24 protein-coding genes are annotated in these 24337 nt (G+C 38.5%); 16 read left to right on the top strand and 8 right to left on the bottom strand.

All coding sequences use genetic code 11. The features are described 5' to 3' along the window. Positions 1–46: 46 nt before the first annotated feature. The 6 genes from ACLLO5_RS01465 to ACLLO5_RS01440 all read left to right on the top strand — a co-directional run bounded on the left by ACLLO5_RS01465 (position 47) and on the right by ACLLO5_RS01440 (position 6442). Complete coding sequence (locus tag ACLLO5_RS01465) at positions 47–718, top strand: glutathione S-transferase family protein (protein ID WP_413173724.1); 672 nt, start codon at positions 47–49, stop codon at positions 716–718. Positions 719–810: 92 nt separating this feature from the next. Next, positions 811–1770 (top strand): sulfurtransferase, encoded by a 960-nt coding sequence (locus tag ACLLO5_RS01460; protein WP_413173723.1) that lies wholly within the window; start codon positions 811–813, stop codon positions 1768–1770. 70 nt (positions 1771–1840) lie between these two features. Next, on the top strand, positions 1841–2017 hold the full coding sequence (locus ACLLO5_RS01455; protein WP_413173722.1) for a hypothetical protein: 177 nt from the start codon (positions 1841–1843) through the stop codon (positions 2015–2017). Positions 2018–2028: 11 nt separating this feature from the next. After that, positions 2029–3018, top strand: coding sequence for a formylglycine-generating enzyme family protein (locus ACLLO5_RS01450; protein WP_413173721.1), 990 nt, complete (start codon positions 2029–2031; stop codon positions 3016–3018). Positions 3019–3132: 114 nt separating this feature from the next. Continuing rightward, a complete protein-coding gene (locus ACLLO5_RS01445) occupies positions 3133–5472 on the top strand; it encodes an arylsulfatase (protein ID WP_413173720.1) in 2340 nt (779 codons plus the stop codon). A gap of 94 nt (positions 5473–5566) precedes the next feature. Further along, positions 5567–6442, top strand: coding sequence for a bile acid:sodium symporter family protein (locus ACLLO5_RS01440; protein ID WP_413173719.1), 876 nt, complete (start codon positions 5567–5569; stop codon positions 6440–6442). A 78-nt stretch (positions 6443–6520) separates the two neighbouring features. Here ACLLO5_RS01440 and ACLLO5_RS01435 read toward each other — a convergent pair whose 3' ends face one another. From ACLLO5_RS01435 to ACLLO5_RS01405, 7 genes are read right to left on the bottom strand one after another with little or no spacing between them, the layout of a single operon-like run. Further along, positions 6521–7183: a Na(+)/H(+) antiporter subunit B gene (locus tag ACLLO5_RS01435; protein ID WP_413173718.1), complete on the bottom strand. Its 663-nt coding sequence runs from the start codon at positions 7181–7183 to the stop codon at positions 6521–6523. Beyond that, positions 7180–7746 (bottom strand): DUF4040 domain-containing protein, encoded by a 567-nt coding sequence (locus ACLLO5_RS01430; protein ID WP_413173717.1) that lies wholly within the window; start codon positions 7744–7746, stop codon positions 7180–7182. The genes ACLLO5_RS01435 and ACLLO5_RS01430 overlap by 4 nt, the downstream gene beginning before the upstream one ends. Then, on the bottom strand, positions 7739–8017 hold the full coding sequence (locus tag ACLLO5_RS01425; RefSeq protein ID WP_413173716.1) for a monovalent cation/H(+) antiporter subunit G: 279 nt from the start codon (positions 8015–8017) through the stop codon (positions 7739–7741). Before ACLLO5_RS01425 ends, ACLLO5_RS01430 begins: the two co-directional genes overlap by 8 nt. Beyond that, positions 8014–8271, bottom strand: a complete 258-nt coding sequence (locus tag ACLLO5_RS01420; RefSeq protein WP_413173715.1) for a hypothetical protein — start codon at positions 8269–8271, stop codon at positions 8014–8016. Before ACLLO5_RS01420 ends, ACLLO5_RS01425 begins: the two co-directional genes overlap by 4 nt. Positions 8272–8273: 2 nt before the next feature. Then, a complete protein-coding gene (locus tag ACLLO5_RS01415; protein ID WP_413173714.1) occupies positions 8274–8657 on the bottom strand; it encodes a Na+/H+ antiporter subunit E in 384 nt (127 codons plus the stop codon). Next, positions 8654–10087 (bottom strand): cation:proton antiporter, encoded by a 1434-nt coding sequence (locus tag ACLLO5_RS01410; RefSeq protein WP_413173713.1) that lies wholly within the window; start codon positions 10085–10087, stop codon positions 8654–8656. The genes ACLLO5_RS01415 and ACLLO5_RS01410 overlap by 4 nt, the downstream gene beginning before the upstream one ends. 9 nt (positions 10088–10096) lie before the next feature. Continuing rightward, positions 10097–10432, bottom strand: coding sequence for a cation:proton antiporter subunit C (locus tag ACLLO5_RS01405; protein ID WP_413173712.1), 336 nt, complete (start codon positions 10430–10432; stop codon positions 10097–10099). A 183-nt stretch (positions 10433–10615) separates the two neighbouring features. Between ACLLO5_RS01405 and ACLLO5_RS01400 the strand changes: the two genes are divergently transcribed. Further along, positions 10616–11743, top strand: a complete 1128-nt coding sequence (locus ACLLO5_RS01400; protein WP_413173711.1) for an ATP-binding protein — start codon at positions 10616–10618, stop codon at positions 11741–11743. 35 nt (positions 11744–11778) lie between these two features. Next, the gene (locus tag ACLLO5_RS01395; RefSeq protein ID WP_413173710.1) at positions 11779–12720 is read left to right on the top strand and encodes a GNAT family N-acetyltransferase; all 942 of its coding nucleotides are present in this window, start codon (positions 11779–11781) and stop codon (positions 12718–12720) included. Between the two features lie 64 nt (positions 12721–12784). Here the strand turns inward: ACLLO5_RS01395 and ACLLO5_RS01390 are convergent, their stop codons facing one another. After that, complete coding sequence (locus tag ACLLO5_RS01390; RefSeq protein ID WP_413173709.1) at positions 12785–13174, bottom strand: 6-pyruvoyl trahydropterin synthase family protein; 390 nt, start codon at positions 13172–13174, stop codon at positions 12785–12787. 449 nt (positions 13175–13623) lie between these two features. Here ACLLO5_RS01390 and ACLLO5_RS01385 point away from each other — a divergent pair, with 449 nt between their 5' ends. From ACLLO5_RS01385 to ACLLO5_RS01350, 8 genes are all read left to right on the top strand, one after another. Further along, positions 13624–14118 (top strand): sterol desaturase family protein, encoded by a 495-nt coding sequence (locus tag ACLLO5_RS01385; protein WP_413173708.1) that lies wholly within the window; start codon positions 13624–13626, stop codon positions 14116–14118. A gap of 641 nt (positions 14119–14759) precedes the next feature. Continuing rightward, positions 14760–17417 (top strand): EAL domain-containing protein, encoded by a 2658-nt coding sequence (locus ACLLO5_RS01380; RefSeq protein ID WP_413173707.1) that lies wholly within the window; start codon positions 14760–14762, stop codon positions 17415–17417. A 57-nt stretch (positions 17418–17474) separates the two neighbouring features. Next, positions 17475–17627, top strand: a complete 153-nt coding sequence (locus ACLLO5_RS01375; RefSeq protein WP_413173706.1) for a hypothetical protein — start codon at positions 17475–17477, stop codon at positions 17625–17627. Positions 17628–17951: 324 nt separating this feature from the next. Next, a complete protein-coding gene (locus ACLLO5_RS01370; protein ID WP_413173705.1) occupies positions 17952–19811 on the top strand; it encodes an NAD(P)H-quinone oxidoreductase subunit F in 1860 nt (619 codons plus the stop codon). A 77-nt stretch (positions 19812–19888) separates the two neighbouring features. Further along, entirely contained in the window at positions 19889–20599 is a 711-nt protein-coding gene (locus ACLLO5_RS01365) for a carbonic anhydrase (protein WP_413173704.1), read from the top strand. 88 nt (positions 20600–20687) lie between these two features. Further along, positions 20688–22190 (top strand): NADH-quinone oxidoreductase subunit M, encoded by a 1503-nt coding sequence (locus tag ACLLO5_RS01360; protein ID WP_413173703.1) that lies wholly within the window; start codon positions 20688–20690, stop codon positions 22188–22190. Positions 22191–22362: 172 nt separating this feature from the next. Continuing rightward, the gene (locus ACLLO5_RS01355) at positions 22363–22965 is read left to right on the top strand and encodes a CDP-alcohol phosphatidyltransferase family protein (protein WP_413173702.1); all 603 of its coding nucleotides are present in this window, start codon (positions 22363–22365) and stop codon (positions 22963–22965) included. Positions 22966–22975: 10 nt separating this feature from the next. Next, positions 22976–24298 carry a CO2 hydration protein gene (locus ACLLO5_RS01350; protein WP_413173701.1) on the top strand — a complete coding sequence of 441 codons (1323 nt, stop codon included), beginning with the start codon at positions 22976–22978 and terminating at the stop codon, positions 24296–24298. Positions 24299–24337 lie beyond the last annotated feature (39 nt).

Here is a 24337-nt window from a genome sequence, read left to right as displayed (position 1 = left end):
CAATTTACCAAAAATTTAGACAAATCCCAATCAACTAGAGGACTAAATGAGTAGCTTACAACTTTATTTCGCTAAAGCTTCTACTTTCTCCCAAAGAACCCGTGTGGTATTGCTGGAAAAAGGAATTGATTTTACAGCGATTGAAATTGACTTCCAGAATAAACCTGAAGCTTTTACCCAAGTTTCTCGTTACGGCAAAGTTCCTGCCATCAAACATGGGGATGTAGAAATATATGAATCTGCGGTTATCAATGAGTATTTAGAGGAAGTATTCCCCCAACCAGCTTTATTACCTCATGATCCAGGTGCAAAAGCAGTTGCGAGAATTTGGATTGACTACGCTAATACTCGTTTCGTCCCAGCTTTTAGTAAACTCCTGCGTGGTAAAGATACCCAGGAACAGGAACAAGGACGCAGAGAGTTTTTAGAGTCTCTTTTGTATATTGAAGAAGAAGGCTTAGGTAAGCTATCTGGTAATGGTGCTTACTGGTTAGGAGAGAATTTGAGTTTAGTGGATATTAGTTTCTATCCTTGGTTTGAAAGATTACCAGTTTTAGAGAAATTCCGTGATTTTACTTTGCCATCCGAAACACCACGCTTGCAGCAATGGTGGGAAAATTTACGTCAACGTGACTCTATTCAACAAGTTGCTAATCCTACAGAATTCTATGTAGAGAGATTTGCCAAGATTCTCGGTTTAACAGTTCCAACGGCATAAAATGCAGTTTTTGAAATTACTTTAATATTACTGCTAATTAAAGTGATTTCACTAATAATGAATAGTTTGATTAAATAAAAATAAGGGTGAAAATGACGTTTAAAAGTTTCTCTTTCAAAAATTTGAAAAAACCTAAGTTATTTGCTTTGGTGACAGTGTTTTTTGCCTTTGTAGTAAGTATTCCCTTATTATCTTTGCCAGTATTATCAGCTAATTCTCACGCTAACATTCAGTTTGTTTCGCCAAATTGGGTAGCTGAAAACGCCAAAGATCCCAACCTCAGAATTTTAGATGTACGTAATTTTCCTCTCGACTATATAGAAGGACATCTTCCTAATGCTGTAAACATTGCTGATACGGCTTTTAGAGGTCCAAAAGAAGGATTACCAGTACAATATTGGGACAATCAAAAACTAGGCGAAATATTTGCCAATTCCGGAGTAACAAATAATAGTCGTGTACTCGTATATTCAGATGGTAGAGATGTTTTAGGTGCAACAATGGTTGCTTATTTACTAGAACGTTCTGGATTGAAAGATATTGCCGTATTAGATGGTGGTTATACTGGTTACAAAACTGATCAAGATGTCACAAAAGAATTTCCTAAATACTCAGTCGGTAAATTCACAGTTCGAGATAACCCTTCAGTGCGTGTGAGTTTAAATGATGTGAGAAAATTTATTGGTAAACCAGGAGTTACTTTTATTGATCCTAGACCAGAAAAATTGTTCCGGGGTGAAGAAAATATTTGGATACGCAATGGACATATTCCTGGTGCGCGGAATATTCCTTGGGTAACATTTACGGATGCTAAAAATCCTCACAAATTAAAGTCATTAGATGAGATTAAGAAAATTCTGGCAGATAAAAAGATTACTCCTGGAAACGACATTATTGTTTCTTGTAGTACAGGACGAGAAGCTACATTACAATATGTGGTTTTAAAGCATCTGCTTAATTATCCCAAAGTCAGAATTTATGAAGGTTCTTGGACAGAATATAGCACTCAAAAAGATTTACCAGTGGCTACAGGAGAGGAAAAACTAACTTAGAAAAACACAAGTTAAAAGTCTTTTTCAGTATGGTACGCGAACAAATTTTTGAAAAATAAATCCATGAGATATGCAACTAATTTTGCTAATCACTGCTTCAATTTTCATCTTTAGTCCATTATATGTATTTGCTGCTAATAATCTCGATCAAGATAACTTGGTCAGTTGTAGAAGTAGTAAAGATGAACCTCCCAGTGATTCTACAGGCGATAGCTACGCTCGCCGAAGGCATCGCTCAGGAGCTTAATACAACGTAAAATGCGGTTTTTAATATTGCTACTAATTGAAGTAGTTGCACTGATATCACTATTCACCAATTCATCAGCATTAGCCACTACCGTTAATCCCTGTCCTCAAGAAATGGTAATGATTTCTGGAGGCACATTCAAAATGGGAGCAGATGATTCTGGTTTTGTGGAAGAGCAAGCAGGAGAAAACGTCACAATTACATCCTTCTGCATAGATAAATATGAGGTAACAAACGCCCAATTTACTGAGTTTGTCAAAGCCACAAACTATGTAACAGTTGCAGAATGCCCGTTATCAAAAGAGCAGTTTCCTGACTTACCAGATGGACAAAGATTACCAGGTTCACTGGTATTTCAAATGCCAAAACAAGGCGTGAAGCAAGTTCAACTTCTCAGTTGGTGGCATTGGACACCCGGTGCAAACTGGCAGCATCCCTTTGGGAATGATAGCAACATTGTAGGTAAAGAAAACTATCCAGTTGTGCATATTGCTTACGAAGATGCTCAAGCTTACGCCCAATGGGCAGAAAAATCATTACCAACAGAAGCACAGTGGGAATATGCTGCTCGTGGTGGATTGGATGGGGCAACTTATACCTGGGGTAATCAGTATTCTGATAAAAAAGCCAATACTTGGCAGGGAATCTTCCCCTTTTTCAATACCAAAGCTGATGGTTATGTAGGAACAGCAAAAGTAGGCTCTTTCCCAGCTAATGGTTATGGACTTTACGACATGACCGGCAACGTTTGGGAATGGACTTCCGACTGGTTCAGCTTAGGACATGAAAACAAAGCCCACAGTGTGAATCCCACAGGAGCAAGTAAAAGTTTTGACCCTAAAAAACCGGCAGAAACTGCCCTTCATGTCATCAAAGGAGGCTCTTACCTCTGTGCGCCAAACTATTGTAGTCGCTATCGTCCAGCCGCAAGGGAATCAGAATCTCCTGATACCGGAACAACCCATATCGGATTTCGCTTGGTGAAAAACTTACAACACTAACGCAAAATATCTTTCAAACTCTCTTTCCTTCGTGTCCTTCGCGTCTTCGCGGTTCGTTAAAAGATAAATTTCGCAAAGGCGCAAAGTTGCAGATTTTTTATACAAGGTTATTGTATGTCACGTTCAATTCTACGGGTGCTGTCTCTATCTTTAGTCATCACATTCCTGATGGTCACAAGCCCCGCCCTAGCGGCTACATCAAAGGTCTTACCAATTAAACCACCGTCTTTTGAAGGTGAAATTGGCATCACTTACAAAGAGTCAATACCAGATTTTCCCGCACCCATTAAAGCCCCTGAAAAAGCCCCAAATGTATTATTAGTATTATTAGATGATGTGGGTTTTGGGCAAGCGAGTACATTTGGTGGTGCTATAGAAACCCCTAATCTGACTCGTTTAGCTGAAAAAGGATTACGTTACAACCAATTCCATACCACAGCCCTTTGTTCACCCACCAGAGCAGCTTTATTAACTGGACGCAATCATCATTCAGTGGGTACAGGTGTAGTTGCAGAGTTAGCATCAGGTTTTCCTGGTTACACAACAATTTTACCTAAGAGTGCGGCTACTGTAGCGGAAGTATTACGGCAAAACGGCTATAACACCGCAGCTTTCGGTAAATGGCACAATACACCAGATTATGAAACCAGTGCGGCTGGACCCTTTGACCGCTGGCCGACAGGGTTAGGATTTGAGTATTTTTACGGTTTTTTGGGTGGTGATACTAACCAATGGAGTCCGGCTTTGGTAGAAAATACCCAGCGGATTGCACCACCAACCAATGATCCTGATTACCATTTGACTCCAGATTTAGTAGATCATGCCATTAGCTGGATTCATTCTCAACAGTCTATAGCCCCCGATAAGCCATTCTTTACCTATTTGGCTACCGGTGCTACCCATGCACCTCATCACGCCCCCAAAGCCTGGATAGACAAGTATCAAGGCAAGTTTGATCAAGGCTGGGATAAATTACGAGAAGAAACATTTGCCCGTCAAAAACAACTGGGTGTAATTCCTGCTAATGCCCAACTTACTCCCCGTCCCAAAGAATTACCAGCGTGGGATTCATTATCTCCAGATGATCAAAAAATCTATGCCCATGAAATGGAAGTATTTGCGGGATTTTTAGCATATACAGACCATGAAGTGGGAAGATTAATTAATGCCATTGACCAAATTGGTGAATTAGATAATACCTTAGTTTTCTACATCGTTGGTGATAACGGTGCTAGTGCAGAAGGCGGTTTAGCAGGTAGCGTTAATGAATTAAAAGTTTTCAATAAAGTACCCGAAAGCCGAGAACAACTTTTAGCTTCTTTGAATGATTTAGGTAGTCCTAAAACCTTTAATCATTATCATGCAGCTTGGGCTTGGGCAGGTACAACTCCCTTCCAATGGACAAAACAAATAGCGTCTCACTTTGGTGGAACTCGTAACCCTTTGATTATTGCATGGGGCGATCGCATCAAAGACCAAGGCGGACTCCGCAGCCAATTCCATCATGTAATTGATATTACACCAACTATTCTCGAAGCAGCGGGAATTACTACACCTACCCAAGTTAACGGGGTGAAACAACAGAAACTTGAAGGTACTAGCCTAGTTTACACATTTGATGATCCTGAAGCTGCTTCTAAACATAAAACACAGTATTTTGAGATGTTCGGAAACCGGGCTATTTATGATGATGGATGGATAGCTGCGGCGCGTCATCCTCGATTACCTTGGCAGGGTACAATTAATGCTGACTTCGAGAAAGATCCTTGGGAACTATACAACATTGAGGAAGATTTTAGCGAAGCCAATAACCTAGCGGCTGAAAATCCAGAAAAACTGAAAAAACTGCAAAAGTTGTTTTTATCAGAAGCACGTAAACACAAAGTTCTACCATTAGATGATCGCCTTTCTGAAAGATTTGATGTCAAAAGTCGTCCTTCTCCGGCCGCAGGACGCACAACTTTTACTTACTATTCTGATACGGTTAGTATTCCCGAAGGTAGCGCCCCAAGTTTAAAAAATAGATCCTTTAGTATTACTGCTGATGTAGAAATTCCAGAAAGTAGTGCAGAAGGTGTTTTATTAACTCAAGGTGGACGTTTTGCGGGTTGGGGATTTTTCCTAGAAGATAGTAAACCAACCTACGTCTACAACTTTGCTAATTCCGAACGCTACATTATTCAATCTCCTGAAAAATTAACGCCAGGTAAATCAAAAATCAAATTTAATTTTGATTATGACGGTGGTGGAGTTGGTGCTGGTGGAATTGGGAAGTTATTCATTAATGATCAACAGGTAGCTGAGGGTAGAATTGAAAAAACTTTACCCTACCGTTTGGCTTTAAATGAAACTTTTGATGTTGGTCGAGATACAGGTACTCCGATTGTGGAAACCTATCAAGTACCGTTTACGTTCACAGGTAATTTACAGAAAGTTACTTTGAATTTGAAGTAACACAACAAAGTCATTAATTTAGATGTAGAGACGTTCCCTGGAACGTCTCTACAATATCATTTTATCTTTGCAACTTTGCGTGAAATAAAAAAATATGCACCAAATTATCCCCATACTTGACAAAATAGCTTTCCTATCGTTTGTTGTTGCTACTATGTTTGGTACAGGATTAAAGTTAACTGTACAGCAGATTTGGCAACCTCTTCGTGATATTCGTTTGGTTGTTTTATCACTACTGACAAATTTTATATTAGTACCACTTTTTGTATATTTACTGCTGCAAGTAGTACCTCTCACTGAACCAGTTAAAGATGGTTTAATCATCATGGCATTAGCATCAGGTCCCCCAGCTTTACCTAAACTTGCCCAAATAGTGAAGGGGAATTTAGCTTTTTCTACAGGGTTGATGATGATGTTAATGTTCGGCACTGTTTTTTATATGCCGATTGTATTACCATTGGTTTTACAAGGTGTAGAAGTCAATTCTTGGGATATTGCTAAACCTTTAATAGTAATGATGTTAACACCGTTAGGAATTGGGTTATTAATTAAGGCAAAATATGAGGATGTCGCTTTAAATCTCCAAACAATTACTTTCAAAATATCTAATTTTGGATTGCTTTTAGGTTTAGGAGTGAGGCTGATAGTTCACTTCAGTGAAATTATTGTTTTATTGAAAACTGGTGTAATCTTTGTTTGTGCTATTTTTATTATCTTTTCTTTTACCGTGGGTTATTTACTGGGTGGTCCTGGTATTGATACTCAAAGAGTGTTAGGAGTAGGAACTGCACAACGTAATTTTGCCGCAGCATTGTTAATAGGTACGAGCAATTTTGATGATCCCAATGTGATCAGTGTGATTATGGTGACGAGTTTATTAATGATGGTTTCAGTTCTAATTTTAGGGAAAAACTTACCAGAATTAGATCAAGGACAGAGTGCGGAAATAGAGCAAGTAGAGGTTTCGTGATTAAATTTGTGATTAAAGTTAGATCCAACAAAATTGCAGAAATGTTGGAATTCTTGGCGCGAAACCTCTGAACATGAACTACAACAAACCCCGATAACGAATAAAAATCAAAACCACCGCCCAAGAACCTAACGCCACCTTAACAGCAACGATAATATTTAATATCGGTAATATTCCACCACTAAAAAGAGTTCCTAACTCCCCGTGTGGTAACTCTAATCCCGACAAAGTTATCACTGATAAAACAATAAAAACCAACACCGAAACCTTCTCCCAAATAGCTGCATGATAACGTTGGTAAATATCCTGCATCCATTGATATGAAGAAGTAATTGCTATTAATCCTATCGCTGTTCCACCCGCTACACCAGCAGCAAAACCACCCCCAGGACTTAAATGTCCTCTAATTGCTAATTCAATCCCTACTAAAGCTGCAATTGTCGCCCCCAAACGAGCTAAAATAATAGATGGTTGATCCTTGAATTGATAGATAGTACAGGAAGGATTTTCATTAGCGAGTAAAAAATTAGAACCAAGAATGGCGATCGTAAATACAATCACTTCAAAGATAGTATCATATAAACGATTGCGGAAAATAATACCTGATACGGCATTGACAACACCACTTTCTTTAACTACCGTTTCCGTAATAGAAATATCTGCTAAGTTAGGTGCTGAATCAGGCATAATCACCATTTTTACAAACAAAGCTATTCCCGCTAAAATATAAACCCATTTCATGAATGCTTCTCCCCTGAATCTAAAACATTGACATAGTTCAAACTTGTGTTTGATGATGAAAGTTCGCTTTCTATAATGTTATAGATACGCTGTACTCGAATCGCAGTTTGATAGGTTTCTTGTTCTTGTTCAGTTTCTGCTAATGGCGAACAAGTAGCATGAACTTCTTTTTCTATTAACGCCTGGTGCAAAGTTTTGTTGTTCGCATAAGGTACGATTTCTAGACGCATATAATGTTTACTAAAAATGCTGCGAAAGTCGTTAATAAGTTCTTGAAAATTGCTATCTTGATTTTTTTGGATTAATTGATTTTCCATCACACCCAGACGAAAAACCAAGGATGAACGAACTGCGATCGCATACAGAGCAATAGATAACATTGTTCCCATTAATGCTTCTGTTAAAGCTACATCTGCTGCCCCTAAAACTGCATCTACCATCGCCGCTACTGCACCCAATACCCCACGCAGAATTAAGGCGTGATAAGGGTTAACTTGAGTTACTAACAACCCCGCAGTTAAGGGTAACAAAGCAATAATTAGATACAGATAAGAATCATTCATTTTTTGCCTCTTCAGTTGAACAATATGCTATTACATAACCAAGCATGGTATTCCAAATTGCTAAGGAAATAAGTCCCAAAATCAGTAATGGCCATTCGCTGGGTATTTTCATTAAAAGTCCAACGATAATCAGCATTGAACCCAGAGTATCTGTAACCGAAAGACCATGTAATTTGAATAATACTGATCTGTTGCTAACTAAATGAGAAGTACCCCAAAACCAGAAAAATAATCCTATACCTATCAAGGTATAACTAATAATATTAATCATGCTTCATTTAACCTTCTTAAAATATGTGCTAATAACATGAAGCCGGCATTGCCAACACTCAACATAATTGCGGCTACTACACCAATCATCCAATCATCACGCAAAACAGAAATGACTAAAATCATGATGGCTGATTTGCTAGAAGCACTTCCAAAAGCTAACATTTTTTGCCAAGTATCATCAGTTTTCCAAGCTACATAAATGGGGATAAGTAAAGCTGCAATCATGGCAATTAAGACTATTTCTAAATTCATGATTATTTACCTCTGGGTTTAATGTAGTGGACTTCATAAGAGCCTTCTTCTTCGTGGTGTTTAACAACTATGGTTTTAGGCGTAAAGGTAATGAGAAATATATCCATGAAAACCAACAGGGGAGAACGTTTAAGTTTCACTGCTTCCATGATAATTTCTTCTTGCTTATGGGGGCGCAAGATAATTTCAAATGCCTCCTTATAAGCTACTAGAATGGCAACCAAGATTTGACCGCCAACCTTGATCCATTCTGTTAATGTTTCTCGTGATGTGTAACCACGTGGTAAGAGAATGGCAATAGCTATGCCGATGATAATATTTATTAAACTCACATCTGAGGTGAGTAAAAACCAAATTGTTAGTCTTAATATCAAATGTCCGATCATGCTAATGCCATCCAAAATAGCAGGATTAAAGTTAGACTCATCACACCAACTAAATGCTCAAATTCTTCAAATACACGGGGTAGATATATTGCTAATCGTTTGAAGATGAAATGATATGCTAACCAGCCTACGGCGATAGTTGCGATCGCTTTGATTATATCGGCAATATTATAAGCTTTCAGGTAGACAACATTCGCCACAAACAAACCAGTCAGCAAGAATATCACTGCTGTCCAAAAACCAGGGTTTACTTTCTGTTCTTCGTCTTTTTTATGGGGTAAAAAGATGAATTTAGCAAAGGATATAGCTGTACCTACTGCTGCCACATTCATGGCTATAAATTGCCAAGATTCTAAATTTTTCATGGTTAACACCTTGGCTGCAAAACCTGACAATAGAGGAAAACCAGAAATTGATAAACTGGCGATAACTAAAGGTATCCAAATTGTTGTATTAATTGGCTTATATTGCAGTTCTTTAAAATTGCGACTGGGTAAAGAACCCGCAATCAAAAATAAAGATGATTTTACTAATCCATGGGTGAGTGTATAGAAACCTCCCACCGCTGGTGCAGCTAGAATAAAGCCTAATTGGGATATGGTATGAAAAGCCAACATCCGTTTTGTATCTTTTTCTAAAACAGCATAGGATACACCCATCAAAGCTGTTCCCACACCAAAAATATTGACTATGGTATTAATTTCATCAGAAATGCCAGCGCAACGCAAAAGGGGTAAAACACTGGCTTTAACGACAATTCCTGACATCAGGGCAGAAACTGGTGTTTCTGATTCTGAATGTGTTAAAGGTAGCCATAATCCCGAAACAAAAATCCCGGCTTTGATTAATAGTCCCAGAAAAATTAATGCTAATGCTTCTGGTGGTGAACCCTTTAAACTTGCAAAACTAAAAGAATGATTTGTTTGATAAGCCAGCACTGCACCAACCAAATAAAATAACATGGATGTGTTGCTGACAAAGAGATAGCGTAAGCCTACCCAAATTGAGCGATCGCTACGAGGATATGCAATCAACAAAAAAGCCGCAATACCGCTGACTTCTAAGGCTACATATAAACTGATAAAATCCGCACAAACAAAAGCAGCATTCAAGCTACCATGCACAAGCAAAGTTTGGGCATAGAAAAAAGCGTTTTTATCACTATTCCAACAGTAGATAACGACAGCAGCAGTTACCAAAGCATTAGTTAAAATAAAATAGCCGCTTAACTGGTCAGCTACTAAAGTCACCCCGAAACTATCCAGTAAATTCAGTTTTACAGGTGATGCTTCTAGAAATAGTTGGACTGCATAAACTGCTGATGCGATCGCACCCCAAAGTGTCAAATGTCGATTCAATTTGGGGACTAGAAAAATAATGAACCCTAAAAAAAATGGTATTGCAACCCAAGTAATAGTAATCGTATTCATGGCATATTTTTATGGCGTGTTGTTCTTCTCAATCTCACTGCTTTCCAACGTCGGATTATCCCGTGCCAATTTCATCACACCAACCAGCATCAAAGCCTGAATCGAAAAACCAATGACTATCGCTGTTAAAATCACCGCTTGGGGAACAGGATCAGCATAAGCAGCTTTTTTAACCTCGGAAATAATGGGAGTAAATAAACCCTCACGTGATGCAATGAATACATAAAAGGCAATCACCCCCGTACTCATCACATCCATTGAAACAATCTTCATCACCAAGTTTTTTTTCAGAATGATGCCGAAAAATCCGCACAGTATTGTTGCCAGTACGCACGCTTCTAACACGGGAATTACCTATTTAATAAGGGATAAGAAATGTATCCCCACTTACATAAGTTGGGGATCTGGATATTAAGTTGTTCTTCAGTTTTCTAAAGTGTTAAATTATTAATAGCACGAATTATTAGTGCTATTTTCATGAAAACACGAAATTATTCCAATGATAATCATAATTACACTTAATGATTTATGATTGCTCTAACAGCGCGAACCACAACCAGAGACGAGATACCCGTGAACTTGGATTTGTCTACTTCTTTACAATTAATTGGACGTTCCCTCGAATTTCAGCGCATTGTAGAGATACTTGCCCAAGACGGTGATTTGCTGATTACTGGAGTACCTGGAAGTGGAAGACGGACGTTAGTGAGAGTTGCAGCGCAGGAAGTCGGTGCCGTAGTTTTGGATATAGATTGTATCCGCGCTACAGATGGGGAGAGATTTTTGCACTTACTAGCAGAAGCAATTAGCCAAAACTGGGAAGCAAAAAAAATTGAAACTTGGGTTAATCAAAATGCAAATGGGTTTTTTATAGTTAATGCAGAAAGTAAACTTAAATTATTACATTCTCTAGATCAAAAACAGCTGTGGCAAGCATTTATAATTTTGCTTGAACTGTTACAAATTATGGCTAGTGATTTAGAACAGCGAATAGTTTTAATTTTGCAGAGTTTCCCCCATATTCGTTCTTGGGATCGTCATAGTTTATGGGAATCTACTTTTAGACGAGAAGTTAAAGCCAATCCTCATGTTAGTTACGTTTTGCTGGCGACAATTGCTGAGACATGCAACAATCAGGATGAGAATAACTATCCCATAGAAACCATTCAACTAGCTCCTTTAGCTAAAGATGTTTTAGCATTGTGGGCAAGAGAGATTTTGCATATAGAAAAACTCAAATTTGATCCTCATTCTAGAGCATTGCAAATTTTCTTAGATGCTGTTCAGGGAAACATTGGTGATGCTATGGCATTAATTCGTCGTTTATTAACTTTAACCCATCATCAAGGGTTAATAACCGAGCAGGAAATACAGCAGGTAATAGAAGGAATGCTGAAAGATTTATCTATAACTTATGAATCTTTATTGATGTTACTCCCATCTAGCCAAATACATCTTTTAGAAAGTTTAGCAGTTGACCCTACAGATAAACCGCAAAGTAAAGAATATATTCAAAAACATGGACTTTCAAGAGGTGGAAGTTTGCAAGGTGCTTTAACTGGGTTACAAAATAAAGGTTTAATTTACAGTGCTGAACAGGATTATCGGTTAGCTTTGCCTTTATTGGCTTTGTGGTTAAGACAGCGGTTGAGTTAATATTTGAATCAGGATTTGTAGGAAAATTCAAAAACATGAATATTTCAATACAGTTATTACAAGAAAACGAATTAGCGACCGCTGATCACATATTTCGATTAGCCTTTGGTACTTTTAATGGACTACCTAAACCTACAGATTTTGCTGGAGATTGTGATTACATTCGTCATCGTTGGAAAACAAATCCTCAAGCAGCTTTTTCGGCTGAAGTTGATGGTAAATTAATTGGTTCTAACTTGGTGACTAAGTGGGGAAGTTTTGCTTCTTTTGGTCCGTTAAGTGTTCATCCTGATTTTTGGAATCAAGGAATAGCACAACGTCTCATTAAACCTGCTATTTCTTGTTTTGAACAATGGAACACTCAATTAGCAGGAATACATACTTTTGCACAAAGTCCTAAACATCATGGACTATATCAAAAATTTGGTTTTCGGTTACGGTTTTTGACAACAATTTTAGGTAAATCAGTCGAACAAGCTGCACCATTACCTGAAAATAGTCGATACTCCCAAATGAGTGAAACCGAACAAATAGAAAGTCTCAAAGCTAGTATTCAACTTGCTGATTCTATCTATCCTGGTTTGGATTTATCCCAGCAAATTCAAACAGTTAATTCCCAAAATTTAGGTGATACAGTTTTTTTATGGGATGATTCTGGTTTGGTAGGATTTGCAGTTTGTCATATTGGTGCAGGTACAGAAGCAGGTAGTAATAATTGCTTTGTCAAATTTGGTACTGTGCGTTTAGGAAATAATGCAGAAAAACGGTTTGATTGTTTGTTGGACTTATGTGAAAGTTTAACTTTAGCTGAAGGAATGTTGCGTTTAGTTGCAGGGGTAAATACCAGTAGAGAATCTGCTTATTTGCAAATGCTGTCTCGTGGTTTTCGCAGTCAAATTATTGGTGTGGCTATGCACAGACCTAACGAACCAGGATACAATCGAACTGATGTTTTTGCTGTCGAAGATTGGCGTTAGTAAAAGCTGAGGAAATTTAAATGTGGGACATACTCTACTGAAATCCAAAATCCAAAATCTAAAATTAATCATCCTCATATTCTGCCCAAGAATTAGGAGTTTCTGATACTGCTACTTTGAGTTTTATATCTTGTGGTAATCGCTTTTTAGTTTCATCATAAATATATTTAGCAATCATCTCCGCAGTAGTTTCATATTCAGGTGGTAAAACTTCATTGAGAACACAGTGGTCTAGACCGCCTTGAGTAACATCTTTTTTAGCCCAACGTAAGCTTCTAAAATCAGCAACCATCACAGGATGAGGACAGTATTCTGAAGAATGTAACTGTGAAGATTTTGCTTCAATTTTAACCCTATAAGTGTGACCGTGCATCCTCCCACAAGGACCGTTATAGTCTTTGATGTAGTGGGCGCTATCAAAAGTGAATTCTGTTAATAATTTCCATTTTGGCATTTGAATATTACCTCAAATATAGGAATTCGGTTTGATTTGTGGACTAACTTGTAAAAACGGATAAATCTTCACATTCAAAGGGAAAGTTTAACCTAAATTTGTACTGATGTTAACTCAATCTTTGCTTATGCCGTATGTCTTAGTAAGAAGATTGTGAGCATCAAAAACAAATTCAGTATATCTATTGAGTAATAGATGTATAATCAACCGCACTTTAACAGCAGTAACCAACTAATTATCAATCCACAGTTGGTGTTAACTGCTATTCAGAAATTCAAATTTACAAAACTACAACTGCTCTATATACAGGATATTGCAGGTAAATCAAGCACAAAATAGGCGTGAAAACACCATTCATGAATGGGATTTTACTGGTGACTGCTGACTGCTGCTGCAAGGTTTGAGTTCTTTTCTTTGGGCAATTTTTTCATCAAATTTGAGGAGTACAAATGCTTGAGGTTATTGTTGTTGCTTGGTTGTTACTGTTTTTAGGCGATTTCCTTTCAACTTTCTTTTATCATGTACCTCAGCACGTTTTTGGTAGCCTTCATCTGACAACACACCACTCTTGGAAAAAGGACTTTCGCCACTATGCTATTTTAACATTCAATTATCAGGTGCTATTAGATGGTATTTTAGGCGCGCTACCATACTTACTGGTAGCTTTATTGTTGTGGAGTTTGTCTCCTATCGGTGTAATTTCTGGTTTGTTGTTGGGTCAATTTCATGTGTGGTGGAGACATATCAATGCTTTGGGTTGGCAAACACCTAAATTCATAACTTGGTGTTGTCAGATGTTATTTATTACTACTCCTGAACAACATTGGCTACACCATCAGAAAACAAATTTGGGTTTTGGCGATATTTTTACATTTTTTGATCAACCTGCTAAAATCTGGATGCGCTGGTTGCGCTTATTCAGACTTTATAAGAAAGTAGGCTAAAAACAAAGTAAAGGCAATATTGGGTTTAAACCTTGATGGAGTTAATAGAGGTGTTTTGACTACACCTTTAAGAGTTCACTTTTGGGCTGCTTAAGAATCCCCACACCTTTGGGTGGGGGAGAAGTCAAAAAAATCTCAATCCTGAAATATTATTAAAGTAAATTACTAAGTATAAATGCTTTAGTTAAGATAAAAATGTAACTATATGTGAATTAATGATTCTGCCTTTTTAACTACGGAGTGCGGCATCAGCTATATTACTTGGCTATGATTAATTCAAGTTCTTGCTAGACACAAGACGATTTTGTAGATACTCTGGAATCATACCTAAGTATAATATATGGTGACTTAGATGTAATATTTTTGTGTGTAAATATAATTTGTTTTGACTCAAATAATATAAATTAGAAAGAATTAGATTATATTCTTATTTACCATTAACAATTTACACAGAACATACAACCAAAGGTCTGCTCATTCTAGAAGGTCAATTTCTGGAAGAGTATACAGGTTAATACACACTTATGACCAAAAAATTCATGGAATACCTTTTGGAAATGGCACAATCAGAAAATTCGGACTCCTAGTAGCCATATTGTTGCAGAACAGAATCACAGATATGAGAATTTCAAGGACAAGGTATGGCAGAAAATGAACGGGACAAAATACGCCACCTATTGGTTGTCCGAGATACAGAAGGACAGCGAACTATCCCCCTGTTAGAGGCTACGTACTCTTTAGGGAGAGATACTAGAAACGCTATTGTTCTCCGTTCTCGGTCTGTATCAAGACAGCACGCAATTTTACTGCGTGTTACTGTTCCTAACACTGATAAATATGGGTTTCGGATTATTGATGGTGACTTCAAAGGAAAAAGAAGTACCAATGGCATATTTATTAATGGCACTAAACAGTTTTCTCATAACCTCCAGCATGGTGACACGGTTGCTTTTGGCAATCCCCAAGCACAAGCTAAATACTATGCTATTTCCAACTTGTCAGAGGAGGCATTTGGGGCTTCTTGTTCATCTGGAGACTTGTCTGGGTTTCTTTTAGAGCAAGGAAATCCTGCTAATCCTTTTGATACTCTCATTATTCATGATACTGGCATTGAAGGGTCTGGTGATGCTGTTTTAACTCGATTGGCCTCTTTTCCAGAACTGATACCCAATCCAATTATCGAGATGGATTCTGAAGGAAATGTTACCTATTTGAATCCAGCAGCGGGTCGTAAGTTTCCCAGACTCAGGGAAATGGGTAAAGAACACCCAATTTTGGCAGAACTGCTGAATGCTGTTGCCAATCAAAAGGATAAATCTTTTGTGCGAGAGGTAGAAGTAAAGGGAGAAATTTTTGAACAAGCTGTTCATTATTTACCAGAGAGTGATTTAATTAGAACTTTTATAATTAGAGAAATTACTGAGCAAAAGAAAGCAGAAGCAGAATTACGACAGCGCGATCGCTTGCTGCAAGGAGTGGCTGAAGCTGCCAATTATTTACTGGCAGAAATGAACTATGAAATAGCAATAGAAAAAGCACTTGCTACCTTTGGCGCAGCGGCGAATAGCGATCGCATCTATCTTTTTCAAAACCATCCCCATCACCTCACAGGGGACATGGCAATGAGCCTACAGTTTGAATGGACAAAAACTGGCATCCCATCATGCCAACACCATTGGCAAAATCTGTCTTATCAAACTGCTGGGCTAGAGCGTTGGTACAATCATCTATCAATTGGACAGCCCATTAGCGGACTCCTCCAAGAGTTTCCCACCACAGAAAAACAACTCCTGAGTCGAGACAAAATTCAGTCCATCCTGTTTGTACCCCTGCGATTAGACGATGATTTTTGGGGCTACCTGGGTTTAGCTGACTGTACCTCTCAGCGTCATTGGTCAACCCATGAAAAATCCAGTTTATTGACCATGGCCGCTATTATCAGTGGCGCTCGTCAGCGTCAGCAGGTAGAAGAAAAAATTCGTTACCAAGCCCTACATGACCTACTTACTGGGTTGCCCAATCGCTTGCAGTTTAACGATCTACTTACCAAAGCAATAGATCAAGCACTGGTAAATCAAGAGCAAAACGGTCTAGCTGTCATGTTCCTCGATTTAGATCGTTTCAAAATTATCAATGACACCTTGGGACACACACTAGGAGACGAATTACTACAAAACGTTGCTCAAAGAATCCGACACTCCGTGAAATTAGGAGACGTTATTGCTCGTTGGGGAGGTGATGAATTTACCCTCTTACTCCCTCAAATCTCTAATAGCGAAGAAGTCATCCAGGCATCTACGAGAATTTTAGCAGCCTTGGAAAATCCCTTTTATTTGCACGGACACGAACTGTATATAAGTGCCAGTCTGGGCATAGCTATGCTCAATGAACAAAGTCCTAATGCTGAAACCCTCATTCAGCACGCAGATGCCGCGTTATACTACGCCAAAGACGAAGGCAGAAATAACTACCAGTTTTATAGAAAATCCCTGAGTACAAAAACTCCTGAACTCTTGAGTTTAGATAAAAGCTTACGTCATGCTCTAGAGCGAGACGAATTTCTCCTGTATTATCAGCCACGGGTTAACATCATTACAGAAGAAATTACTGGTATGGAAGCTCTATTGCGCTGGTATCACCCAGAAATGGGAATAGTTGCTCCTAGCGTGTTTATTCCTTTAGCAGAAGCTAGTGGATTAATTATCCCCATTGGTGAATGGGTACTCAAACAAGCCTGCGTTCAGAATAAAGTTTGGCAAAACGCAGGTTTCCCACCCATGACAGTGGCAGTCAACCTTTCTCCCAAGCAGTTTCGCCAACCTAAACTGGTAGAAACAGTAGCAGGAATTTTAGAGGCAACGGATCTTGATCCGCAATATTTGGAGTTAGAAATTACAGAAACAACTGCCATTCAGGATATAGAATTTACCACAAGTGTACTGAAAGATTTAGAGGCAATGGGTGTACTGATTTCCATAGATGATTTTGGTACAGGTCATTCTTCTCTCCACCGTCTACAGGTTTTACCACTCCACAATCTAAAAATCGACAAGTCTTTTGTTAGTGAACTGACCACAGATGATAAAGTAGCTCATATCATCAAGGCTATAGTTGACTTAGGCAGGAGTTTAGGTTTAAGGCTGATTGCTGAGGGAGTAGAAAAGCCTGAAGAACTAAATTTCTTGAGGTCGATACATTGTGATGACGTGCAAGGATATCTGTTCTATAAACCGCTGTCTGTCCAACAAGCAACCGAACTGATGGCTAGTAAAATTAATGGTAAAATAAGCGACTTGTAGGGGTGTAGGGGAAAGAAGAACTGAAAAAATCTCATTACTGATGTCAGAGAAAATACTATGGAACGTTCAAAAATAGTTGCAATTATTACAGGTGCGATTTCTGTTCTTTTGGCGATCGCCTATCTCATTATTGTCCAAATCCTTGATTATCGCGATATGCAACCCGCCCCTATTATGCAAATAATTTTAGATTTGGGTATTAGGCATTAGGTATTGGGCATTGAAAATTACTTTTTATCCTCCTATAACTCCTGACTCCCTTTCTATAACCATAGAGTTTAATCAATATTAATTGTTAGATAATCCAATCCATAGAACTATAAGAATAAATTAGAGGAAATATCGTGTATTTATCTAATCAACCAATTCCCTTTTGGTGCAAATAACGGTAAGCTATAGCTAACAATATTAAGCAAAGATAAATTTGCCGTATTTTCATCACTAGAATCTACTTTTCATAACTAGAATCTACAGGGATCAACAAAAAACAGATTCTCTGTCAGTAATTTCTCATACCAATATAGAGGTAAATTCATGTTTGAATACTTGCTAGAGACCGTTTGGTTGGTCCCTTGCTATGCTTTATTAGGTGGTATTTTAGCCTTGCCTTGGTCGCCAGGAGTGATTCGGCGCACAGGACCAAGACCAGCGGGTTATGTCAATTTAATTATGACATTATTATCTTTTTTGCATTCCGTTTTGGCGTTCACCGCCATTTGGAATAAGCCAGCAAAAGAAGTATTAATACCATGGCTATCCACCGCTGGTTTAAATCTGACTATTAATATAGAAATATCTGCCATTACGGTAGGTGCATTAATTGTGATCACAGGTTTAAATTTCCTAGCCCAAGTATATGCTGTGGGCTATATGGAAATGGATTGGGGGTGGGGACGCTTCTATTCTTTATTAGGATTATTTGAAGCTGGTCTATGTGCCTTAGCTTTATGTAACAACCTGTTCTTCAGTTATGTAATCTTGGAAATTCTCACCCTGGGAACTTACCTATTAGTAGGTTTATGGTTTAGTCAACCCCTGGTTGTGAGTGGTGCGCGAGATGCGTTTTTAACCAAGCGGGTTGGTGACTTGTTTTTGCTAATGGGAGTTCTGGGACTTTGGACTTTAGCAGGAACTTGGGACTATCAAGATTTAGCAATATGGGCGCAAACTGCGAAAGTAGACCCCACAATTATTACCTTAGTTTGTTTAGCGTTAATTGCCGGGCCAATGGGTAAATGCGCCCAGTTCCCCTTACATCTATGGTTAGATGAAGCCATGGAAGGGCCTGTTCCCAGTACGATTTTGCGGAACTCAGTGGTAGTAGCCAGTGGTGCATGGGTGCTGATTAAATTACAACCTGTGTTTAGTTTGTCCCCCATAGCCTCTTCTACAATGGTGGCCATTGGTGCAGTCACAGCTATTGGTGGTTCATTAATTGCGATCGCACAAATTGACATTAAACGCTGTTTATCCTATTCTGTCAGTGCTTACATGGGATTGGTGTTTATTGCCGTAGGTACACAACAAGATGACGCAGCCTTATTATTAGTCCTCACTCATGCCATCTCCGCTGCACTTTTAGTCATGAGTACAGGTGGTATTATTTGGAATAGCATCACCCAAGATGTTACCCAACTTGGTGGTTTATGGTCACGTCGTCCCATTTCCGGTTTAGCATTTATTGTCGGAACATTAGGTTTAATTGGATTCCCCCCTCTAGGTAGTTTTTGGGCATTAATGGAATTAGCTGATGGATTATGGGGAAAACATCCTTGGTTAGTAGGAATTGTTATTGGTGTTAACGCTTTAACTGCCTTTAGTTTAACCAGAGAATTCGGTTTAATTTTTGCTGGTAAGCCTAAACAAATGAGTGAACGTTCACCAGAAGCCATTTGGTTGATGGTTGTACCAATGATGTTATTATTCGGCTTCGTTTTACATCTACCATTGTTGTTGCAGAGTTTATCTTTATTACCAAATTGGGCAATCTTAAATAAAGATGTAGCACTGCTTTTAATTTGGTCTAGTATCTTTGGTTGCAGTATTGGTGGCGTAATTTATATAGGCAATATTGCTAAACCAGTCCGCTTGCCTTGGCAGGGTTTACAAGACTTACTTGCTTATGATTTTTACACACCTAAACTTTACAAAATTACCATCATTTTTGGAGTAGCTCAACTTGCAAAGTTAGCGGATATAGTGGATAGATTCGTTGTAGATGGCATAGTTAACTTTGTCGGTTTATTCTCCCTATTAGGTGGTGAAGGTTTAAAATACAGCACCAATGGACAAACCCAATTTTACGCCTTTACAGTTTTATTAGGTGTAGGAGTTTTAGGTGCTTGGGTAACATGGCCTTTCTGGGGTTTGCAGTTCATAGATTTAGTTTTTTAAACATCTATGACATCTATGATTTACATTGGTAATCCCAATCTACAATGAGAACTGACGTTTTAATTGTAAAAAATCTAGTGAACACCAAACAGCGCAACAAAAATCTCTCCAGAAGAAACTTACTACAATTAGGTACAGGTTTAATTGGCGCAGGAGTAGCTATAGGAGTTGGTTCAAACTTAGTTAAACCTGAAGTTGCCACCGCACAAAATATTACCGACCCTGATGAGGCACTAAAGGCATTACTGGATGGTAACGAAAGATTTGCCAGCCGAAAACGCCGTTATGGACACCAAAGTTATTCACGATTACAGGAAGTTGCCAAAGGTCAAAAACCCTTTGCTTCTATTCTCGGTTGTGCAGATTCTAGAGTACCTGCCGAAATAGTTTTTGACCAGGGACTAGGTGATTTATTTGTCTGTCGTGTGGCTGGCAATATTGCTGCTCCCGAAGAGATCGGTAGTTTAGAATATGGCAGTTTAGTATTAGGAGCAAAAGTGATTCTTGTACTAGGTCATGAAAGATGTGGTGCTGTAAGTGCCACTCTTAAAGGCGAAGAAGTACCAGGAAAAATTGGTAGCTTATTAGAGGCAATTAAGCCCGGAGTAGAGAAATCTAAAGATCAACCAGGAGATAAATTAGAAAACGCCTGTAAAGCTAACATTTTGGTGCAAATTGAAAACTTGAAATCATCACCAGTGCTAGCAGAATTAATCAAGTCTAACAAACTCAAAATAGTAGGCGGTTATTACGATTTAGATAGTGGTAAAGTCAACTTAGTAAGTTAATTCATTTAACTAAATGGGTAAAAGGTAAATTTTAAGAAAAATAATCACCAATTACCCATTAATAATCACCAATCACCAATCACCAATTATGCTCAGTGTTTTAATTTGGTTGCCAATAATTGGCGCTGCTATTATCGGACTATTGCCAGATACGATCATTCCTAAAAATAGAATTAGATTAGTATCCTTAACTCTGTCATTTTTAGTTCTGTTGTGGAACGGTTTCATTCTTTTCAAATTTGATCTCAAAACTCCAGGAATGCAATTTCAGGAGTATTTACCTTGGAATGAAACCTTGGGTTTAAGTTATCAACTAGGAGTTGATGGGCTATCAATATTAATGTTGGTATTAAACAGCCTTTTAACTTGGATAGCTATTTATAGCAGTAGTCAAAATACCGAACGCCCTCGGTTATTTTATTCCATGATTTTATTAGTTAGTGGTGGCGTTGCTGGTGCTTTCTTGGCAGAAAACTTACTTCTTTTCTTCCTGTTTTACGAATTGGAATTAATTCCCTTTTACTTATTAATTTCCATTTGGGGAGGAGAAAAAAAAGCCTATGCCGGCATGAAATTTTTGATTTATACGGCTGTTTCTGGCGCGTTAATTTTAGCTACATTCCTGGGCATAGTTTTGTTAAGTGGTTCTCATAGTTTTGCCCTAGATACAGTTTCTACCCAAAACATTTCCGCAGGAATGCAACTGTTATTATTAACAGGAATAATTGTAGGTTTTGGTATCAAGATTCCCTTAATACCTTTTCATACTTGGCTACCTGATGCTTATGTTGAAGCCTCTGCACCCATCGCCATTTTACTGGGTGGAGTATTAGCAAAATTAGGAACCTATGGACTATTGCGGTTTGGGTTGGGATTATTTCCCGATACATGGAGTATTGTTGCACCAACATTAGCGATATGGGGTGCTATCACTGCAATTTATGGATCAGTAATAGCGATCGCCCAAAAAGACATCAAACGCATGGTAGCATATAGTTCCATTGGACACATGGGCTATATTCTCCTAGCCGCAGCCTCCAGTACCAATCTCGCCTTGGTTGGTGCAGTCGCGCAAATGTTCAGTCACGGTATTATCTTGGCCATCTTGTTCCACCTCGTAGGAATTGTAGAAGCAAAAGTTGGAACCAGAGAACTGGACAAACTCAGTGGCTTAATGAGTCCTATCCGCGGCTTACCCATCGTTAGTGCCTTACTTGTTCTTGGTGGCATGGCCAGCGCCGGTATTCCAGGTTTAACAGGTTTTATTGCTGAATTTATCGTTTTCCAAGGTAGTTTTAGCACCTTCCCCATACCCACATTATTGTGTGTAGCCTCTTCCGGTTTAACAGCCGTTTACTTTGTCATCCTCCTCAATCGTACCTGTTTCGGCAGACTCAATAACGACTTAGCCTATTATCCTAGAGTCATCTGGGCTGAAAAAATACCAGCCTTAATTTTGGCATCCCTCATTATTTTCTTAGGAGTACAACCCACCTGGTTAGTACGTTGGAGTGAAACCACAACCACAGCAATGGTAGCGGCTATTCCTACTCCTGAAAAAACCGTAATCTCACAAGTGGCATTGAAGTAATGGAAGAAGGAGTTCAAAATACATGAGTTGCAGGAGTTCAGGATGAAAGACAACGAATAAGCAAAGAAAAAAACTTTTCACATAGGATTTTGGCTTGCTTATTAATGTTCTGGCAATTCCCTTGATTCTGACAACTCACTCCTTATTTCAGAGATTAAAACCAGGAGGAAGAATGAACTTTAAATACATACCCGCACTGTTAGTTATCTATCGGTTTGCAGTTGCCCCATTTCTCCTGTGGGATGCCCTTGACGGAAAAACAACAATTTGGTTTTTAATTGGTTTTATAACTGCCTTTATTGGTGATATTTTTGATGGCATCATTGCCAGAAAGCTAGGAGTAAGTACAGCCGAATTAAGGCAAGCCGATAGTTGGGCAGATGTTTGTTTATTTAGTTGTGTATTTATCAGTGCTTGGTTAGTACATCCAGAAGTATTAAAGGCATATCATCTACCCTTACTCACCGTTGTTGTTACCCAATTAATTTGGTGGATAGTTAACCTAATTAAATATAGAAAACCCGCCAGCTATCACACCTATTCAGCAAAATTTTGGGGCATTACTTTATTTATCGCTATCGTTTCCTTATTTGGTTTTAACTATGCCGGAATTACATTATGGCTAACTTGTATTGCTGGTTTCTTACACACAATTGAAGAAATAGCAATGACTTTCATTTTACCAGTGTGGACTCATGACGTTTTAAGCATTTTTCACGCCTTAAAAATTCGCCAAGATTTACAACAAAATTTACAAAATAGCCCTACTTCCTAACTTAATCAAAATGGTACAAACATCAGATAAACCAACAACCAAGCTACCACCGTCCAACCACGAATTTGCAGAAATAATTCATCGTCTAGAAGCTGGTGGTTCAATGCTGCCAGATACACCGGAAAACTTAATGCAAATCATCGGCATTTATAAAGCTTATGCTGTACCGATGGATTTCTACTGGCGCGACTTACTTTATATTGCCGAAAGAGTATTTTTAAATCCCCTTCCCGCCTTTAAATACTTCTTACCCCAAGAATATTTAGACCTGCATAACCATTACGCAGGTGATGATGCAGATTTAAGAATTTGGCGTGGTGTCGCTACAGCACATCCTGAACTTTTGGCATTTATAGAAAAAGGTGAAACCACCAAAATGCCAAAAATATTACATCATTTATTCCATGACAGAATTAACATGGAATTTGCCGAAGCTTGTATGCAAGCAATGTTATGGCATCGCAAAATGTACGCACCAGTTAATCAATTCGATGCCTATTTAGATTCAGAAGAATATAAAGCTAATGCTGATAAAGCAATTAAAGCTTACTTCAAAAAAAATCCGGCCATGTTGGGACTTTATAAACTGTTTCCTGATATGTTTTTGGAACAGTGCCGAATGATGTCCTATTACTCCAACTTAGGACTTTTTTGGGAAGTGATGGCACCGGTATTTTTTGAAATGTCGGATATTTACGATGAAGGCGGTTTTAAAGGTGTTCCTGATGCCATGAACTTCTTAATTAATGGTATCTTTGCCATTGCCGGTCGTCCTATTTATCATCATCTTTATGTTGATGGTGAATGTTATGAAATCATCCCCAAATCAAAAGGTTTTACTTGGTTATATGAAGCTGCTTTACCTTATGTAGAAGCTGTGTTTTACCGCACCGCACCATTTAGAGGTACAAAATCATATAATGCCCAAGCAAAACAAGTACCAGATGACCAAAAAGACTTTCACTATGGCATTCTTTACGCTGACGTTTTCCCTGTAGGAACTGCGGGTATTCCTCCCACATTATTAATGCAGGATATGTTGCATTTTCTTCCTCAATATCTTGTTGATTATTACAAACAATATTGTCGGGGTGAAGATGATATGTTGATTCAGTTGGGTGTGACTTTCCAACGTTCAATGTATAATGTTACATCTGCGGTAATTCAAGCTTTAAGAACTGCACTTTTGTATCCGTTAGATGATCCAAATCCTAAGCATCTACAGGCAAATCGGGAGTTTTTTGAAATGCAGCTAAATCGCTTCACTCGTGCTGATTATGGTATGCGTGATGCGGCGAAGTTGCGGAGTATTCAAAGACAGGATTATAGATGATCCCCCCAACCCCCCTTAACAAGGGGGGCTTTGAAACTT

This window comes from Anabaena azotica SJ-1 (assembly GCF_047275885.1).
In the GTDB taxonomy this organism is placed as follows: Bacteria; Cyanobacteriota; Cyanobacteriia; order Cyanobacteriales; family Nostocaceae; genus Trichormus_B; species Trichormus_B azotica_A.
This window is presented reverse-complemented; position numbering and strand designations above follow the sequence as displayed.

Excerpts from the sequence above, each read along its gene's own strand:
- ACLLO5_RS01455 (WP_413173722.1), top strand. The coding sequence starts at position 1,841 with ATGCAACTAATTTTGCTAATCACTGCTTCAATTTTCATCTTTAGTCCA.
- ACLLO5_RS01460 (WP_413173723.1), top strand. The coding sequence starts at position 811 with ATGACGTTTAAAAGTTTCTCTTTCAAAAATTTGAAAAAACCTAAGTTA.
- ACLLO5_RS01465 (WP_413173724.1), top strand. The coding sequence starts at position 47 with ATGAGTAGCTTACAACTTTATTTCGCTAAAGCTTCTACTTTCTCCCAA.
- ACLLO5_RS01400 (WP_413173711.1), top strand. The coding sequence starts at position 10,616 with ATGATTGCTCTAACAGCGCGAACCACAACCAGAGACGAGATACCCGTG.
- ACLLO5_RS01355 (WP_413173702.1), top strand. The coding sequence starts at position 22,363 with ATGAACTTTAAATACATACCCGCACTGTTAGTTATCTATCGGTTTGCA.
- ACLLO5_RS01440 (WP_413173719.1), top strand. The coding sequence starts at position 5,567 with ATGCACCAAATTATCCCCATACTTGACAAAATAGCTTTCCTATCGTTT.
- ACLLO5_RS01380 (WP_413173707.1), top strand. The coding sequence starts at position 14,760 with ATGGCAGAAAATGAACGGGACAAAATACGCCACCTATTGGTTGTCCGA.
- ACLLO5_RS01425 (WP_413173716.1), bottom strand. The coding sequence starts at position 8,017 with ATGATTAATATTATTAGTTATACCTTGATAGGTATAGGATTATTTTTC.
- ACLLO5_RS01385 (WP_413173708.1), top strand. The coding sequence starts at position 13,624 with ATGCTTGAGGTTATTGTTGTTGCTTGGTTGTTACTGTTTTTAGGCGAT.
- ACLLO5_RS01435 (WP_413173718.1), bottom strand. The coding sequence starts at position 7,183 with ATGAAATGGGTTTATATTTTAGCGGGAATAGCTTTGTTTGTAAAAATG.
- ACLLO5_RS01420 (WP_413173715.1), bottom strand. The coding sequence starts at position 8,271 with ATGAATTTAGAAATAGTCTTAATTGCCATGATTGCAGCTTTACTTATC.
- ACLLO5_RS01450 (WP_413173721.1), top strand. The coding sequence starts at position 2,029 with ATGCGGTTTTTAATATTGCTACTAATTGAAGTAGTTGCACTGATATCA.
- ACLLO5_RS01350 (WP_413173701.1), top strand. The coding sequence starts at position 22,976 with ATGGTACAAACATCAGATAAACCAACAACCAAGCTACCACCGTCCAAC.
- ACLLO5_RS01370 (WP_413173705.1), top strand. The coding sequence starts at position 17,952 with ATGTTTGAATACTTGCTAGAGACCGTTTGGTTGGTCCCTTGCTATGCT.
- ACLLO5_RS01395 (WP_413173710.1), top strand. The coding sequence starts at position 11,779 with ATGAATATTTCAATACAGTTATTACAAGAAAACGAATTAGCGACCGCT.
- ACLLO5_RS01410 (WP_413173713.1), bottom strand. The coding sequence starts at position 10,087 with ATGAATACGATTACTATTACTTGGGTTGCAATACCATTTTTTTTAGGG.
- ACLLO5_RS01430 (WP_413173717.1), bottom strand. The coding sequence starts at position 7,746 with ATGAATGATTCTTATCTGTATCTAATTATTGCTTTGTTACCCTTAACT.
- ACLLO5_RS01445 (WP_413173720.1), top strand. The coding sequence starts at position 3,133 with ATGTCACGTTCAATTCTACGGGTGCTGTCTCTATCTTTAGTCATCACA.
- ACLLO5_RS01415 (WP_413173714.1), bottom strand. The coding sequence starts at position 8,657 with ATGATCGGACATTTGATATTAAGACTAACAATTTGGTTTTTACTCACC.
- ACLLO5_RS01360 (WP_413173703.1), top strand. The coding sequence starts at position 20,688 with ATGCTCAGTGTTTTAATTTGGTTGCCAATAATTGGCGCTGCTATTATC.
- ACLLO5_RS01390 (WP_413173709.1), bottom strand. The coding sequence starts at position 13,174 with ATGCCAAAATGGAAATTATTAACAGAATTCACTTTTGATAGCGCCCAC.
- ACLLO5_RS01375 (WP_413173706.1), top strand. The coding sequence starts at position 17,475 with ATGGAACGTTCAAAAATAGTTGCAATTATTACAGGTGCGATTTCTGTT.